Genomic DNA, 15,470 nt, shown 5'->3' with positions numbered 1-15,470 from the left:
TCACTCGCGGTGAATGAGGGATATCAGTGAGTGAAGCTCAGCCCGAGTAGCCGATGCGGTAGATGACGCCGTTCGCATCGTCCGTGACGAGCAGCGCCCCGTCGGCGGCCACCGCCGTGTCCGCCAGCCGGGCGAACTGCGCGGTGCCGTCCGCGCCGAGCCAGCCCGACGCGAAGTCCTCGAACGCCGTCGGCGTGCCCTGGGCGTCGAAGCGCACGCGGACGACCTTGTAGCCGGTGGGCGGGTTGCGGTTCCAGGAGCCGCGCATCGCCACGAAGGCGTTGTTGCGGAACTCCTCGGGGAAGAGGGTGCCCGTGTAGAAGGTCAGGCTCATGGGCGCCGAGTGCGCCTGGTACTCCAGCACTGGCGGCTGCGTCTTCGCGCAGTACTCCGGGCGCGACTGCATGTCCGGCGGCTCCTGGCTGAGGAACGCGTCCGGCTCCTGCTTGCCCAGGCAGTAGGGCCAGCCGTAGTCCGCGTCCTGCTGGATGCGGTTGAGCTCCTCCGGTGGGTAGTCGTCCCCGCGCGAGTCCGAGCCGTGGTCCATGCCCCAGAGCTGACCGGACACCGGGTGCCACGCGAACCCGATGGTGTTGCGCAGCCCCTTCGCGAACACGGCGCGGCCCGTGCCGTCCGGCTCGAAGCGCAGCAGCGTGGCGTTCTCCGGGTTGGCGTCCGCGCACGCGTTGCACGTGCTGCCCACGGACACGTACAGCTTGCCGTCCGGTCCGAAGGCAAGCGTCCGGTTGGGGTGCTGCCCCGCGTCCGGCAGCCGGTCGATGAAGAGGGCAGGGGCCCCCAGCGTGTCATCCGGGTTCACCGCGGCGACCCACACCTGCCGGTCGCTGATCATGAAGAGCCGGTCGCCCTGGAGCGCCAGCCCGTGCACGCCCGAGTTCTTCGTGCCCAGCCCGCTCGCCACGACGACGCGCGTGTCCGCGGCGCCGTCGCCGTTCGTGTCGCGCAGCAGGGTGACGCGGCCAGCCTCGCGCTCGGTGACGTAGACGGCGCCGTTGGGGCGCACCGCGAGCCTGCGCGGGTTCGTGAGCCCCTGCGCGAAGACGCCCACCTGGAAGCCGGTGGGGACGCGCAGCTGCGCCAGCCGCTCCGCTCCGAAGGGCTGCTTCGCGGGCTTCACCAGGTTGTTGGGCACGGACACCGCGCGCACCGCGTCCTCTTTCGGAGGCACCTGGGGCGTGGGGATCGCGGCCTCCAACGGCGTTGGATCACCGTTGTTGGACGTCGTCTTGTCCGTGCACGCCAGCGAGAGGCACAGCACGGCACCTGCGAAGAGGCGGGAAGAGGTCATGGGCTGCGCACCCTGTGCACTGGATTCGCAGCCCACAACTCCGGCCGTGTGGCCCACGGCCCTGTTCAACACTCCCTGTCGCGCGGCCTACGTCGTCGGCCTCTCTCGGTCAGGAGGCAAAACGGTCTTCGCCGAAACTCTCCACGACGGCGGGGCGCGGCACTTCACGCGGCGCGGCGAGCGGGTCCGGCACGCGGCCGGTGAGCTGGCAGAGGAGGCGGTCCGGGTTCACCGGCTTGGGCAGGAAGGCCTCCGCGCCCGCGTCGAGCGCGCGCTGCCGCACGTGCGGACGGTTGAGGCCGCTCATCACCAGCACGCGCGTGTCGCGGGTGAGCGGGTGCTGCTTGAGTCCTTCACACAGGCGCAGGCCGTCCACCCAGTGCAGCACCACGTCCAGGAGGATGGCGGTGGGCGGGCGGCGGGCCACGGCGCAGAACAGCGCCAGCTCGTCCGCGAAGGACACCACGCGCGCGCCGGTGCTCTCCAGGAGCAGCGTGAGCGCCTCGCGCGTGTCCGCGTCGTCGTCCACCACGTAGTACAGGTCCGGCTCCACCTCCGGCACGAACGTCGGCACGGGCTCCATCGGCGTGCGCAGCCACGAGCCCACCACCTCCCGCACGCCCGACCAGCGCGCCGCGGACAGCAGCCCCAGCGGGGTGGGGGAGCTCAGGCCCAGCACGCCGCCGCCGTACACGCCGCCCGTCGCATGCTTCGCGCGCGCCGCGACGAACGCCGCCGGGGCCCGCCTGCCCGCGCGGCGCAGCCAGGACAGGGAGCGCGCACCGGCCGCCGCGTCCTCCATCAGCTCGCCCAGCCCGTCGCGCACGTACCTGCGCTCCAGCGACGGCGCGTCCAGCCCGCCATCCAGCAGCGCCACCGCGGCGCGGCTGCACGACGCCAGCGTCTCCGACAGCCCCACCTGCAGCGGGTGGCCGAAGGCCGCGGGGCCCACCGCCAGCTGCCCGGGCGCCACCAGCGTGCGGCCGGGGCCGAAGGGCAGGCGCGTCGTCTCCAGCGCGGCGACCTCGAAGCCCTCCTCCAGGAGGCCGTCGCGCGCGGCCATCATCAGCACCTGGCACAGGTCCGCCGGCGTCACCGCCGCGCCAAAGGCCAGCGCGTACACGGACGACGCGCCCGGGATGAGGAACAGCGCATCCACGGAGGGCAGCGGGGAAATCCACAGGCGCGCCACCGGCGCCAGGTCCCGGCCCGTCATCGCGCCCTGGAGCCGCGCCTGCACCGCCGGCATGGACGGCGCGGGACGGAAGCCCTTGAAGAAGTTGTCACCCATGAGCGGCCCCGCGCCCGCGGCCAGCGCCACCGCGTGGAAGCGCTCGCCGCTGCCCTGCGCGCGGACGACCAGGGGGCCCGCGTTGCGCACCGCCGTGGGAGCGTCCGGTGCGGGCGCCTGCCGCTCCACGCGCTCCACGTGGCGGTCCACGAACCGGGCGCCCTGCGCGCTGGCCGCCGTGGACAGCACGTGGCGCACCATGTCCAGGCCGCCTTCACCCCGGGGCCAGCCATCCACCACCCAGAGGCCACCCGCGGCGCACGGCAGGAGCTCGCGCTCGCCCTGGGAGATCACCTCCACGCCGCGCAGCTCGTGCGCGCGCCACTCCGGCGGAATCCGGCAGCCCAGCGCGGCGAGGCGCGAGCGGCACTCCGGCGTGAGCAGGGCAGGGGGCGCGGTGCGCTCCTCGGTGCCCCCCGCGTAGACGCGCACGTCCAGGGCCACGCCCCGCGCGCGGCCGTTGAAGAGCAGGGAGGCCGCGAGCCCCGCCCCGGCGATGCCTCCGCCGACGATCGCCACCCTTGAACCACTCGTAAGCTTGCTGGTCCCGCTCATCGCGCGCCCTCGTTCCCTTCCCGCCGTCAGTGCCGCTGCGCCGCGGGGGCGTGGAGCGACTGGCCGTACACCACCACCCGGTCACGCCCCTCCCGCTTGGCCTCGTAGAGCGCGGCGTCCGCCGCCTTCAGCAAGGCTTCCGTGCTCTCGCGCGGGGAGTCGGCCGTGTGGTCCGCCACGCCCACGCTGATGCTCAACCCGAAGGGCGCCGGCCGCCCGTCACCGCGCTGCACGTTCACGCCGCGCAGCTCCGAGCGCAGGCGCTCCGCGAACACCGCGGCCTCCAGCGACGTCTGGTGCGGCAGGAGCACGACGAACTCGTCGCCGCCGAAGCGCGCCGCGAAGTCGGACTCGCGCAGGTTGCCCTGCATCAGGGTGGCCAGGGCCAGGATGGCGCGGTTGCCCACGTCGTGGCCCATGCCGTCGTTGATGGCCTTCAGGTGATCCAGGTCGATGACCACCACGCTCAGCGCGTAGCCGTAGCGCTGGGCGCGCTTGAACTCGTCCTCCAGCCGCACGGACAGCGCCCGGAAGTTCGCCAGCCCGGTGAGCGCGTCCGTCTGCGCCAGCACCTGGAGCTTGCGCTGCTGCTCGCTCTGGCGCACCGCGCGGTCGATGCGGGCGAGCAGCTCGCGCGAGCTCGCCGGCTTGTGGATGAAGTCCACGGCGCCCATCTCCAGGCATCGCTCCAGGGTCGCCTCGTCCGCGTCCCCCGTGAGGAAGATGACCGGCACCGTCTCCGTGCGCACGTCGTTCTGGAGCGTCTCCAGGACCGCCAGCCCATCCCCGGAGGGCAGGAAGCGATCCAGCAGCACCAGGTCCGGGCGGTGCTCGCGCGCCAGGTCCACGCCCGCGTCCGCGTCCGGCGCGGCCAGCACGTCGAAGCGCGGGGCGAGCAGGTCCATCAGACCTTCGCGCACGGCGGTGTCGTCCTCGATGATGAGCAGGAGCGCGCGCTCACTGCTGCGGCCGTGCCGTTCCATGAACTGGTTCGCTCCGCTCGCCTGACCCGAAATGGCAGGCCGAAAGTCTCGGGCGCCACGCCCTTCCAGGTGCTCCCCACGCCCTTGCGCCCCACGCGCACCCGCCGCCGCCCCGTCTTGCAAGCACCCACCCACCCATCCAACCTTCACCCGAGACCTCCGGCTGCCAAGCCCGTCCGCCTCCGCGGGGGCTTTGGGAACCATCCGCCCCGGTCGCCCGCGTGCCCTTGCCGAGAGCAAGCCCTGTGCCCCGCGCCTCACGCGGCGGCCGGCCTCTTTTCAGGGGGTTGCATGGGGGGCAGCGCGACAGCCAACAAGGCAATCGGAAGACGTTGCAGCGTGGGGGCGGCGCGCACGGTAGGAATTGCCGGACGCGGGCCGCTCCGGAAGTGGCACCCCGGGGTGGGGTGGAGCGGCTGATCCGTTGAGAACTCCCCGGAAGCACGCGCACGAAGCGGCGCCATCGACGGGATCGCGGCAGGGCCGCGAATGAGGACCCGGGCGCCATTGCGGTGGCGCCGGATCCGCACTTCCCACCGGGACTTTCAGCGCCGGTGGGTGAACTGCACGCGGCGCCCGCCCATGGGCGGCATCACCGGCGGGGCCTCCAGGCCGAACTGCCACCAGAGCGGCTCGTAGGGCTTCATCTTCAGGCGCTTGTCGTTCTGCAGCTGGGCGAGGCTGCCCTTGAGCTTCTCGTCGGAGGGGTTCAGCTCCACGCCGCGCGCGAGCACGCGCTGGGCCCCGTCCTTGTCCTTCAGCTGCAGGAGGCACCACGCGTACACGGCCCAGACGATGGACTCCTTCTTGCCGCTCTTCACCGCGGCCTCGAAGGCGGTCTTCATGGCGGCCGCGTCGTTGCGGCGGAAGTGCAGGGCGCCCTCCATGGCCTTGGCCATGTAGTTGCGGCCGCTGGCCTTCTCCAGGTGGGGCTTCGCGCCGTCCAAATCCTTCACCATGTACTTCAGCATGCCGATCTGCGCGTGGATCTCCGGCCCGATGAGGAACTGCCACTTGTCCCAGACCAGGCCCTGCTCCAGCGTCTTGACCGCCCGGTCCACGCGCCCCTGGGCTTCCTTCTGGTTGGCGGGCTGGCCCTGGAGATCATTCTGCACCGTCGTCATCAGCGCCTGGACCCGGGTGGAGACCCGGCGGGCGAGCACGATGTAGGCAGCGAAGAAGACGATGACGCCGGGCACGATGCCGGCCCACCAGGAGAAGCCGCCGGCGAACTTCACCAGCACGCCGACCGCCAGCCCGATGGCCAGGGAGATGAGGAGGTTGTACATGCGCTGCCCCTTTAGCGGTGTGCGTGGACAGCCGCAATCTTCGGATGCACACGAACCGAAGGCGCGATATACGTTCGGCCGCCTCGCTCACACCCAAGGGGCCCTCTGTCGAAATTGGTAGACGAGGCGGACTCAAAATCCGCTGCGGCTGACCCCGCGTCCCGGTTCGAGTCCGGGGAGGGCCATCCTCAAACGCAGACCCGGCGCCCACCATGCCGTCCTTCCGGGCCGCCCGAACGTGAAAGCGCTCCCCTGTCCGCCGCGCTGGAAGACGCGATGAAGGTCCTGCTCGTCGAGGATGATCCGAGCCTCCGCGAAGGAATGGGGGAGCTGGTCTCCGAGCTGGCGGACGTGCAGGCGGTGGGCACCCTCGACGAAGCGCTGCGCGCCCTGGCGGCGGACCGCTTCGAGCTGGTGATGACCGACATGCGCATCGCCGGCGGGCACACGGACGGCCGGGGCGTCCTGATGGCCGCGCGCCGCCAGCGCCATCCGGTGGCCATCGTCAGCGCCGCCGGTCCGGACGAGGTCGCCCAGGTCCTGCACCCCTCGGAGCCGGACGCGCTGCTGATCAAGCCCTTCCAGGTGGACGACATCATGGGGCTGGTGGAGCGCTTCCTGGAGCTCAAGCGCCAGGTGGTCGCCGCGGCCGGAGAGCCCCTGCCGGGGGACGCGCCGGACTGGACGGAGCTTTCGCCCGGGGTGCGGTGCGCGGGTTCGACGCCGGACAGCGCCCGGATGTGGCTGCGGCTCTCGCCCGACGCCACCTTCTCCTGGCACCGCCCCCAGTCCGCCCACGGCGTCCTCCTGGTGGAGGGCGACCTGGAGCTGGACGGGGAGCGCTATGCCGCGCCGTGCTACCTCTTCCTGTCCCTGGGCGCGTCGCCCCGGCTGAAGACGCGGGCCGGTGCGCTGGCCGTGTGCGTGCCGCTGCGCGGTTAGGCGACGAGGTCACCCTTGGACATCCCCCTCTGGCCCACGCCGCATGAGCCGTCACGCCTGGGGCGTCCGTCCCGGCGCGCGGCCACCGCGGCGCTGGAGACGCACATCGCCGTCCTCAAGGGCGAGCCGCTGAAGGCCGCGCTCGCCACCGCGCTGCGGGAGGCGGAGGGGCTGGGCGGACAGGAGCGGCGCTTCGTGGCCCTGGCCGCGCGCGAGCTGTCCCGGCACCAGCGCCTGCTGGACCTGGCGGCGCGGCAGCTGGGGCACTCGCCCGGGAAGCACGTGCTCACGGAGGACCAGGCGCTGGTGCGCTACACGCTCTGGCGCAGGCTCTTCTGTGGCGAGGGCTGGGCGCGCGTCGGGCCGGAGGTGAAGCTGCCGGGGCCGGTGCGGCCGCGCACGCTGCATGACGCGGTGCTGGAGGGGCTGGTGACGAAGCCCCTCGCGGAGCCTCCTGCGGTGGAGGGTGCGGAGGCCGTCGTCGAGCGGCTGGCCACCCGGTACTCGTTCCCGGGGTGGCTCACGCAGCGGCTGGCGCAGGTGTATCCGGAAGGGACGCTCGCGGGGCTGATGGCGTCGCTGGACGAGGAGCCGTCGCTGCACTTCCGCGCGCGGCCTCCGGGGACGCGGGACGCGGTGCTCGCGGCGCTGACGGAAGAGGGCGTGGCGGCGGAGGCCGTGCCCTGCGCGCCGGACGCGCTGCGCGTCGCGGACGCCAGCCACCGCATCTTCGAGTCGAAGACGATGAAGGCCCGGCGGCTCCAGGTGCAGGACGTGGGCAGCCAGCTCATCGTCCTGGCGTGCCTGCCGCCCGGGGCGACCCTGGCGGGGCTCACCGTGGCGGACGTGTGCGCGGGGGCCGGCGGCAAGACGCTGGGGCTCGCGGACCTGGTGGGCGCGAAGGGGAAGGTGCTCGCGGGGGACCGCTCCAAGCGGCGGCTCTCGGACGCGCGCGACCGGGTGCGCGAGTTCGGCCTGAAGCAGGTGGCGTTCCCGCATCCGGTGCCGCTGGACGCGGTGGACGTGGTGCTGGTGGACGCGCCGTGCAGCGGCACGGGGTCCCTGGCGCGCGAGCCGGATCAGAAGTGGAAGCTGTCCGCCAAGGCCATCACGGAGTTCCAGGCCACCCAGTCCACGCTGCTCGCGGAGGTGGCCGCGCAGGTGAAGCCCGGGGCGCGCATCGTCTACGCCACGTGCTCCGTGCTGCCGGAGGAGAACGACGCGGTGGTGGAGGGCTTCCTCCAGAAGCACCCGGGCTTCGCCCTGGAGCCGGTGGGGGAGGGGTGGCCCGCGGAGCTCCAGGTGGGGGTGGACGGCCCCTACCTGCGCGCCCTGCCACCCCGGGTCCCCGGCGGGGGCTTCTTCGCCGCCCGGCTGGTCCGCAAGGCGGGTTGACAGTCGCCGAGCGGCCACGTTACGCACGAACGACCTTCTCCTCTCCCGAGGGTGACAGCCGTGGCGGCAGATCCGAAGCAGACCGAAGTGATGCGGCAGATCAACGAGGCCTTCCAGGCGGCCGAGGCCAAGCTGGCCAGGCTGCGGGAGGCCGTTGAACGCAACACGGAGCTGGCGCGGGCCAACGGCAAGGCGGCCTTCCTCAAGGACAAGAAGGAGCAGACCCACCGCGAGCTGGGCGAGGCCGTCTGGCAGGCCGTCCAGGCAGGCCGGCTGGAGCTGCCCGCGAACTTCTCCCGGCTGCTCCAGAACATCGCGGCGGCGGAGAAGGCGGCGGCGGACCACGCCGCGTCCCTCACCGACCTGCTCCGGGAAGGAGAAGAAGTGGCGGACCGTTTGAAGGTAAAAACCGTCGCGAAGCCGCAAAAAGTTGTGGCGTCGGGGACGAAGAAGCCGTAGAAGTCGCGCCGCCTCACGGCACGGACCGCCCCCCACGGCGGCCCGGGCAGCACGCAGCAAAAGAAGGGGCTATAGCTCAGCTGGGAGAGCGCTTGAATGGCATTCAAGAGGTCACCGGTTCGATCCCGGTTAGCTCCACACTGAATTGAGAGAGGCCCGCGAGAGAAATCTCGCGGGCCTCTCGCTTTTTGGGGCGTGGCCCGCCGGGGGCTGCCCGGGGCCCTCGCTACGGGCTCGCCGGGACTTCGACCGCCGCTGGGACGTGGCGGGGCAGCCGCACGGTGAAGGTGGTGCCCGCTTCGGCGGTGGACGTCACGGTGACGGTGCCGCCGTGGGCCTCCACCAGCTGCTTCACGATGTAGAGCCCCAGCCCGATGCTCCGGCTGCCGTGGTCCACCTCGCCGCTGGCGCGCTGCAGCGGCTGGAAGAGCAGGCCCAGCCGCTCCGGGGGGATGGGCGCTCCCGCGTTGTGGATGGACAGCGTCACGGCGTCGTCCGAGCCGAGGGTCTCCACGAGGACGGCGGTGTCCCGGGGGCTGTACTTCAGCGCGTTGGTCACCAGGTTCTGGGCCATCTGCCCCAGCCGGTCTGGATCCCACTCGCCCAGGCCGCTGCCGCCGCGGCGCCGGTGGATCTCCCGGTCCGGGTGCGTGGCTTCAATCTCCTCCAGCACGCCGTCGATGATTTCGTGCAGGTCCGACGCGCGGCGCTGGATGCGCAGCCCGCCCCCCAGGCGCGCCTGGGTGAAGTCGAGCAGGTCGCGGATCATCCGGTGGGCCCGCTCCGCGGCGGACTGGATCCGGCTGACGGCCTTGGTGCTGCGCTCGTCCAGCTCCTCGCGGCGCATCAGGCTGGCGGCGCCCAGGAGGATGGCGCTCACGGGGTTGCGCAGGTCGTGGCTGACGATGCCGATGAGCTGCTGTTCGAAGTCCGCGCGCTGCTGCTGCTGGGCCTGGGCCTGGCGCAGCTCGTGGACGTCCATGGAGGTGCCCACCCACTTGAGCACCCGGCCCTCCGCGTCCTTCACGGACAGGGCGCGCACCAGGTGCCAGCGGTACTGGCCGTCCCGGTAGCGCACCCGGTGCTCCGCCTGGAAGCGATCGCCGCGCGCCAGCCCCTCCGCCCAGGCCCTGCCGGTGGAGGCCATGTCGTCGGGGTGGACGATGCACCGGTAGCCCCGGTCCAGCAGCTCCTCCGCGCTCATGCCGGTCTCCTCCGGCAGCACGGCGTTCACGTAGGTGATGGCGCCATCCGGGGTGGTGACGAAGACGGCCTCCGGCAGCGCCTCCGCGAGCGTGCGGAACTCCTCCTCGCTGCGGCGCAGGGCGTCCTCCGCGGCCTTGCGCTCCGTGACGTCCTGCATGGCTCCCACCATGCGGATGGCCCTGCCGGCGGCGTCGCGCACCACCCAGCCCCGGTCCTCCACCTGGGCATAGGTGCCGTCCGGCCGGCGGAAGCGGTACTCGGCGCGCCAGTCGCTGCCAGCGGGCGCCTCCGCGATGGCGTGGAGGCTCTGGACGGCCTGCTCGCGGTCCTCCGGGTGGACGGCGTCCGCCCACCACTCCAGCGCGGAGGGCACCGTGCCCACCGCGTAGCCGAAGAGCGTGTGGATGCCCTCGCTCCAGGTCAGGAGCTGGGTGCCCAGGTCCAGGTCCCAGACGGCGGCCTTGGTGGCCCGGGTGGCCAGCCGGTAGCGCGTCTCCGACAGCTTGAGCGCATGGAGCAGCTCCTCGCGCTGGGCGCGGGCCTGCGCGCCGCTCACCGTTGCCTCCAGGCGGGCCACCAGCTCCCGCGCGCCGAAGGGCTTCACCAGGTAGTCGTCCGCGCCGGCGTTGAGGCCCTCCACCTTCGCCTCCTCGCCCGCGCGCGCGGACAGGAGGATGACGGGGACGTGGGCCGTGCGCGGATCCGCCTTCAGCTCCCGCAGGAGCGCGAAGCCGTCCAGCCCCGGCATCATCACGTCTGAAAGCACCACGTCCGGCGGACGCTCCCGCGCCAGGGCCAGCGCGGAGCGGCCATCCGCCACGGCCGTCACCGTGAAGCGGCCCTCCAGCGACCGCCGCACGTAGTCGCGCATGTCCGCGTTGTCGTCCGCCAGGAGCACGTGGCCCCGCGTGACGCCCGGGGGCGCCTCCGGCACGGGCACGGCCATGGGCGTGTCGTCCGCCGCGTCCGCCAGCCACTGCGCCGCCTCCTGGACGAAGACCTCCGGGTTCGGGGCGTGGATGCGCTCCTGTGCCGGGGCGCGCAGCTGCTCGGGCGGCAGGTGCGCCGTGCCGGTGGGCAGGGACACCGTGAAGGTGCTGCCCTGATCCACGGTGCTCTGTGCGGAGACGTGGCCGCCGTGCAGCTCCACCAGCTCGCGCACCAGCGCCAGTCCAATGCCGCTGCCTTCATGGCTGCGGCCCCGCACGCCCTCCACCCGGTGGAAGCGGTCGAAGACGCGGGGCAGCTCGTGCGCGGGGATGCCCGTGCCCGTGTCGCTGACGGTCAGCTCCACCCGGTCGCCGCGCTCGCGCAGCCGGACGGTGAGGGTGCCCTCGAAGGTGAACTTGAAGGCGTTGGAGAGCAGGTTGAGGACGACCTTCTCCCAGAGATCGCGGTCCACCCAGACGGGGCGGGACAGGGAAGGGCAGTCCACCTGGAGCCGCAGCCCCGCCCTCGTCACCAGCGAGTCGAACGCGCCCGCGAGCCCCGCGGTGAGCGGCCCCAGGTCCGTGGGCTCGAAGGTGGCCCGCATGCGGCCCGCCTCCAGGCGGCTGAAGTCGAGCAGGCTGTTGACCAGCTTGAGCAGCCGGTGGCTGTTGCGCTGCACGAGCGCCAGCCGCTCCCGCTGCCAGCGCTCCAGCGGGTGCTCCGGATCCGTGAGCAGGTCACCCAGCGGCCCCAGCATCAGCGTCAGCGGCGTGCGGAACTCGTGGCTGACGTTGGAGAAGAAGGCCGTCTTCGCCCGGTCCAGCTCCGCCAGGGCCTCCGCCTGCCGCCGGGCGTCCTCGTACGCGCGGGCCCCGGCGATGGCCGCGCCCAGCCCCCCGGAGACGAGCTCCAGGAACGACAGGTACGAGGCGTCCGCCGGCAGCCGGGGGGACATGCCCAGCACGAGCAGGCCCATCGGGCTCGACTCGCCGGAGCGGGCCATGGGCAGGACGAGGGCGGAGTCCGGGCGCGGCACGCCGTCGCGCAGGGGGAGGGGGCCGAAGCGGGCCTCGAGCCCCTGGACCCGCTCCGCGCGTCCGGAGCGGATCACCTGACCCAGCGGCCAGGGGGAGGCCGCGCCCGGCTCCAGGCCCACCTCGCCGGGGCAGAAGGCGCAGTCCCCCTCCAGGCCCATGCGCCCCTCCAGCCGGGCCCGGGTGCCGTCCTCGCTGATGCGGTAGAGCAACGCGAACGGAAGGTCCGCGGGGTTGGTGGCGAGCGCCTCCAAGGCCTGCGTGCATGCGTCATGGACGCGGAGGCTTCCACCCGCGCGCGTGGCCACCTCCTGGAGCGTCCGGAGGCGGCGCGCGTCCAGCACCTGGCTGGTGGTCTCCACCACCGTGTCGAGCACGCCGCTGACGGCCCCGGACTCGTCGCGGACGGGGCTGTAGGCGAAGGTGAAGTAGGTCTCCTCCAGGTAGCCGTTGCGCTCCATGAAGATGCGCTGGTTCTGCGCCATGAGGGTGCGGGCCTCGCGGCGGACCCGCTCGACCCACGGACCGATCTCGTCCCAGATCTCCGCCCAGACCTCGCGTCCAGGCCGCCCCATGGCGAAGGGATGCTTGCCCCCAAGGAGGGGCTGGTAGGCGTCGTTGTAGAGCTTCACCGCCTCCGGTCCCCAGAACAGCATCATGGGGAAGCCCGAGTGGAGGACGGTGCTGGCGATGGTGCGCAGGGACTGCGGCCAGGACGACACCGGACCCAGCGGCGTCTTCGACCAGTCCGTGGACCGCATCAGGGCGCCCATCTCTCCGCCCCCGGCCAGGACCTCCCGGGCCGCGGGGTCGGCGACGTCCGGCCCCAAGGCGGAGGCTTCCGCGCCCCCATCACCGGGCCTTCTGGATCCCTGGCTCATGCCTGTTCCGTAATCCAGGCCCGGCATGGAGGCCAGGGTAGGGCCTCGGGAGAGTGGCCGGTCCAGGACCCGGCCGCCCGCCAGCGTTGACGGCGGAACGCTCCCGCGCGCGTGGCGCCCGTCCGGCGAAGAGCCGGGCCGGGGAGGGCGCCACGCCACGGATGACGGCGCGCTCGAGCCTACTCGCCGCCCGCGAAGACGTGCATCACGTCCTTGAGCAGCTTGATGGACTCGTCGTGCGGGCGCTGGAAGGCGTTGCGGCCCATGATGGAGCCGAAGCCGCCACCCTGGTGGATCTGCCGGATGTCCTCCATGAGGGCGCCCGTCTCCTTCGCCTCGCCGCCGGAGAAGATGACGATGCGCTTGCCGTTGAACGCGGAGCGCACCACCTCGCGCACGCGGTCCGCGAGCGTCTTGGTGGGGATGTTCGCCTTCTCGAAGGCCTTCTTCGCCTCCGCCTGCTCCAGGAAGTCCGAGGGCGGCTTCACCTTGATGATGTGCGCGCCCATCTGCGCGCTGATCTGCGCCGCGTACGCCACCACGTCGATGGCCGTCTCACCCTCCTTGGACAGGGCGCCGCGCGGGTAGGCCCAGAGCACCGTGGGCAGGCCGTAGGACTTGGCCTCCGCGATGATGTCGCGCAGGTCCTCGTACTGCTCGTTGCGGGCCGCGGAGCCCGGGTAGATGGTGTAGCCCACCGCCGCGCAGCCCAGGCGCACCGCGTCCTTCACGGACGACGTCACCGCGGACATGGGCGCGGCCGTCTTGGCCAGCGAGTCGGAGTTGTTCACCTTCAGGATGAGGGGAATCTCACCCGCGAGCTTGCCCGCGATGGCCTCCAGGAAGCCCAGCGGCGCCGCGTACGCGTTGCAGCCGGACTCGATGGCCAGCTGCGCGTGGTAGTCCGGATCATACCCGGCGGGGTTCGGACCGAAGGAGCGCGCGGGGCCGTGCTCGAAGCCCTGATCCACCGGGAGGATGACCAGCTTGCCCGTGCCAGCGAGCGTGCCGTGGTTCAACAGGCGCGCCAGGTTCGTCAGCGTGCCGGGGTTGTCGGAGGGATACCAGGAGAGGATCTGCTTGACGCGGTTGGTGTAGGCCATGGGGTTTTCCTTGAAGGAAGGCGTCGAAACCGGCGCGGGATTCTGCGGTCCTTGTCCGCGCCCACCAAGCTTTGTCTGTACCGAATGTCGGCGACTGTCACGCCCTCTACGCGCCTTCACGCGCGAGCCGACTGGATGGAAGGCGACATCCGGTGGGGAGGAAGGGTGCACAGAAATGCTGCGTCGTCGCGGGCTTCCGGATATGCCCGCCGGACACGAGGCGGACCACAGCATGGGCAGAGAAGTCGGTAGGGTCGTCGCAGTGGCAATGATGCTCACCGGTGGCGCGGCGGGCGCGCAGATCTCGCCCACGCCGGCTCCCTCGAACGCTCCGGGGACGGGGGCACCGGGGACCGCGTCCCCGTCGCCTGGCAGCCTGTCTCCGGCCACCGTGCCCACCCCCTCGCCCGGCACCACCCCGGCCCCTGGCCCCTCCGGCACCGGGTCCTCCGCCGCCAACCCCACCCCTGGTACGCGCGCGCCGCTGCCGGGCCCCTCCACCGTGAACCCCGGCCCGGCCGCCGAGCCGGGCAACGCCGCCCAGCGCGCCACCACCGGCACGCCCAGGCCGGCCGCCGCCACCCCGGGCGCACAGGACCTGGGCACGTCACCCATCGCCCCCGGCTCGGGCGACGGCGCGCGGGGCGACCTCACTCCCGGTGCCCCCCGGGGCGCCCCGGAGGAGGCCCGGGCCCCGGGCGCCGCCGAGGGCACGAAGGCCCCCAAGGGGCCCATCACCCTGGCCCAGCTGGTGGCGCGGGCGCGCACGCAGGACGCGCGCGTGGCGGAGGCCACCGCGGAGCTGCGCAAGTTCCAGGCGCTCCATGATCAGGCCCGCTGGGCCTGGTTCCCCCGCTTCGAGATCACCCTGGGCGCGGGCGGCCCGGTCCCCGAGGCGCGCAACGACGGCCTGGGAGGCCCGCCCACCACGGAGGCGTCGCTGGAGGGCGACTGGAACTTCGGCAAGGTGGGCGTGACGGTGTTCTCCACCGGCAACGCGGTGCTGCCGCTCTACACCTTCGGCAAGCTCTCCGCGCTGGAGAAGGCGGGCTCGCAGGGCCCCATCGTGGGCGCGGCGCTGCGCGAGCGAGCGCGCGCGGAAGCGGGCTTCCAGGCCGCGCAGGCGTACTACGGCTACCAGCTGGCGCGGGCCGGCCTGAAGCAGCTGGAGGACGTGTCCAAGCGCCTCAAGGACGCGGGCGACAAGATCGACGCGCTCCTCAAGGAGGACTCGGATCAGGTGTCGAAGCTGGACACGTACAAGCTGGGGTACTTCCGTCAGCTCGTGGAGTCGCAGCGCGCCACCGCCATGCAGGGCGAGCAGTTCGCGCTCACCGCCATCCGGCTCCTCGCCAGCGCGGGCCCGGACGAGCAGGTGGAGGTGGTGGAGGAGGACCTGCCGCTCCAGGGCGACGTGAACGTGCCCGACCTGGAGAGCTCGCTGAAGCTGGCCAACGAGCGCCGCCCGGAGCTGAAGGCCATCGCCGCGGGCATCATCGCTCGCGAGCAGGAGGTCCTCATCCGCGAGCGCAGCTACTACCCGGACCTGGGGCTCGCGGGCTACTACGACATCCGCTGGACGAGCAGCGCCACGCGCCAGCGCAGCCCCTTCGCCTATGACCCCTTCAACGACCGCACCGCGGGCCTGGGCCTGGTGATCCGCGGCACCTTCGACATCCCCATCAAGGACGCGCAGCTGGAGCAGGCCCGCGCGGAGCTGGACAAGATGCACGCTCAGGAACAGACGCTCAAGGCGGGCATCCGGCTGGAGGTGACGCAGGTGCAGAGCCAGCTCGCCGCGGCCTACGCGCGCGCGAAGTCCTTCTCGGAGGCGGAGAAGAACGCGAAGCGCTGGGCCACCGCCGCCTATGCCGCCTTCGACCTGGGCACCGGCGACACCCGGGAGCTGGTGGACGCCTTCACCGCGCTGGCCCAGGCCTCCGCGGAGCGGGGCAAGAGCTGGCACGACGTGCGCGTCGGGTTGGCGTCACTTGCCCGCGTCACCGGTGCCGTCCCCGCGACGGATGAATAACCCTTCCAGGCTGCCAGTCCGAACAGGTGTCGTCACACCTGACCTTCAACCCGGAGCTTCA

10 protein-coding genes and 2 tRNA genes are annotated in these 15,470 nt (G+C 72.4%); 6 read left to right on the top strand and 6 right to left on the bottom strand.

Annotated elements, in window-relative coordinates; all coding sequences use genetic code 11:
- Window positions 1-37 precede the first annotated feature (37 nt).
- From NR792_RS08270 to NR792_RS08255, 4 genes are all read right to left on the bottom strand, one after another.
- Window positions 38-1,309 (bottom strand): PQQ-dependent sugar dehydrogenase, encoded by a 1,272-nt coding sequence (locus tag NR792_RS08270; RefSeq protein WP_375759522.1) that lies wholly within the window; start codon window positions 1,307-1,309, stop codon window positions 38-40.
- 109 nt (window positions 1,310-1,418) lie between these two features.
- Window positions 1,419-3,155 carry a two-component system response regulator gene (locus NR792_RS08265; RefSeq protein ID WP_375759521.1) on the bottom strand — a complete coding sequence of 579 codons (1,737 nt, stop codon included), beginning with the start codon at window positions 3,153-3,155 and terminating at the stop codon, window positions 1,419-1,421.
- A 26-nt stretch (window positions 3,156-3,181) separates the two neighbouring features.
- Window positions 3,182-4,138 (bottom strand): diguanylate cyclase, encoded by a 957-nt coding sequence (locus tag NR792_RS08260; protein ID WP_375759520.1) that lies wholly within the window; start codon window positions 4,136-4,138, stop codon window positions 3,182-3,184.
- A gap of 545 nt (window positions 4,139-4,683) precedes the next feature.
- Window positions 4,684-5,427, bottom strand: a complete 744-nt coding sequence (locus NR792_RS08255; RefSeq protein ID WP_375759519.1) for a tetratricopeptide repeat protein — start codon at window positions 5,425-5,427, stop codon at window positions 4,684-4,686.
- A gap of 99 nt (window positions 5,428-5,526) precedes the next feature.
- Between NR792_RS08255 and NR792_RS08250 the strand changes: the two genes are divergently transcribed.
- The 5 genes from NR792_RS08250 to NR792_RS08230 all read left to right on the top strand — a co-directional run bounded on the left by NR792_RS08250 (window position 5,527) and on the right by NR792_RS08230 (window position 8,361).
- Window positions 5,527-5,612, top strand: a tRNA-Leu gene (locus NR792_RS08250).
- 91 nt (window positions 5,613-5,703) lie between these two features.
- The gene (locus NR792_RS08245; RefSeq protein ID WP_375759518.1) at window positions 5,704-6,369 is read left to right on the top strand and encodes a response regulator; all 666 of its coding nucleotides are present in this window, start codon (window positions 5,704-5,706) and stop codon (window positions 6,367-6,369) included.
- 15 nt (window positions 6,370-6,384) lie between these two features.
- A complete protein-coding gene (locus tag NR792_RS08240; protein WP_375759517.1) occupies window positions 6,385-7,764 on the top strand; it encodes an RsmB/NOP family class I SAM-dependent RNA methyltransferase in 1,380 nt (459 codons plus the stop codon).
- 60 nt (window positions 7,765-7,824) lie between these two features.
- A complete protein-coding gene (locus NR792_RS08235; protein ID WP_375759516.1) occupies window positions 7,825-8,223 on the top strand; it encodes a hypothetical protein in 399 nt (132 codons plus the stop codon).
- Window positions 8,224-8,288: 65 nt separating this feature from the next.
- Window positions 8,289-8,361 (top strand) — tRNA-Ala (locus NR792_RS08230).
- A gap of 88 nt (window positions 8,362-8,449) precedes the next feature.
- Here the strand turns inward: NR792_RS08230 and NR792_RS08225 are convergent.
- Both NR792_RS08225 and NR792_RS08220 read right to left on the bottom strand, forming a co-directional pair.
- Window positions 8,450-12,274: an ATP-binding protein gene (locus tag NR792_RS08225; RefSeq protein WP_375759515.1), complete on the bottom strand. Its 3,825-nt coding sequence runs from the start codon at window positions 12,272-12,274 to the stop codon at window positions 8,450-8,452.
- Window positions 12,275-12,453: 179 nt separating this feature from the next.
- Window positions 12,454-13,377, bottom strand: a complete 924-nt coding sequence (locus tag NR792_RS08220) for a class I fructose-bisphosphate aldolase (protein WP_375759514.1) — start codon at window positions 13,375-13,377, stop codon at window positions 12,454-12,456.
- A 232-nt stretch (window positions 13,378-13,609) separates the two neighbouring features.
- Between NR792_RS08220 and NR792_RS08215 the strand changes: the two genes are divergently transcribed.
- The gene (locus NR792_RS08215; RefSeq protein WP_375759513.1) at window positions 13,610-15,409 is read left to right on the top strand and encodes a TolC family protein; all 1,800 of its coding nucleotides are present in this window, start codon (window positions 13,610-13,612) and stop codon (window positions 15,407-15,409) included.
- The last annotated feature ends 61 nt before the right edge of the window (window positions 15,410-15,470 follow it).

Origin of the sequence: Corallococcus exercitus, assembly GCF_042231735.1 — a bacterium.
Lineage (GTDB): Bacteria > Myxococcota > Myxococcia > Myxococcales > Myxococcaceae > Corallococcus > Corallococcus exercitus_B.
This window is presented reverse-complemented; position numbering and strand designations above follow the sequence as displayed.

Excerpts from the sequence above, each read along its gene's own strand:
- NR792_RS08270 (WP_375759522.1), bottom strand. The coding sequence starts at position 1,309 with ATGACCTCTTCCCGCCTCTTCGCAGGTGCCGTGCTGTGCCTCTCGCTG.
- NR792_RS08265 (WP_375759521.1), bottom strand. The coding sequence starts at position 3,155 with ATGAGCGGGACCAGCAAGCTTACGAGTGGTTCAAGGGTGGCGATCGTC.
- NR792_RS08260 (WP_375759520.1), bottom strand. The coding sequence starts at position 4,138 with ATGGAACGGCACGGCCGCAGCAGTGAGCGCGCGCTCCTGCTCATCATC.
- NR792_RS08255 (WP_375759519.1), bottom strand. The coding sequence starts at position 5,427 with ATGTACAACCTCCTCATCTCCCTGGCCATCGGGCTGGCGGTCGGCGTG.
- NR792_RS08245 (WP_375759518.1), top strand. The coding sequence starts at position 5,704 with ATGAAGGTCCTGCTCGTCGAGGATGATCCGAGCCTCCGCGAAGGAATG.
- NR792_RS08225 (WP_375759515.1), bottom strand. The coding sequence starts at position 12,274 with ATGAGCCAGGGATCCAGAAGGCCCGGTGATGGGGGCGCGGAAGCCTCC.
- NR792_RS08220 (WP_375759514.1), bottom strand. The coding sequence starts at position 13,377 with ATGGCCTACACCAACCGCGTCAAGCAGATCCTCTCCTGGTATCCCTCC.
- NR792_RS08215 (WP_375759513.1), top strand. The coding sequence starts at position 13,610 with ATGGGCAGAGAAGTCGGTAGGGTCGTCGCAGTGGCAATGATGCTCACC.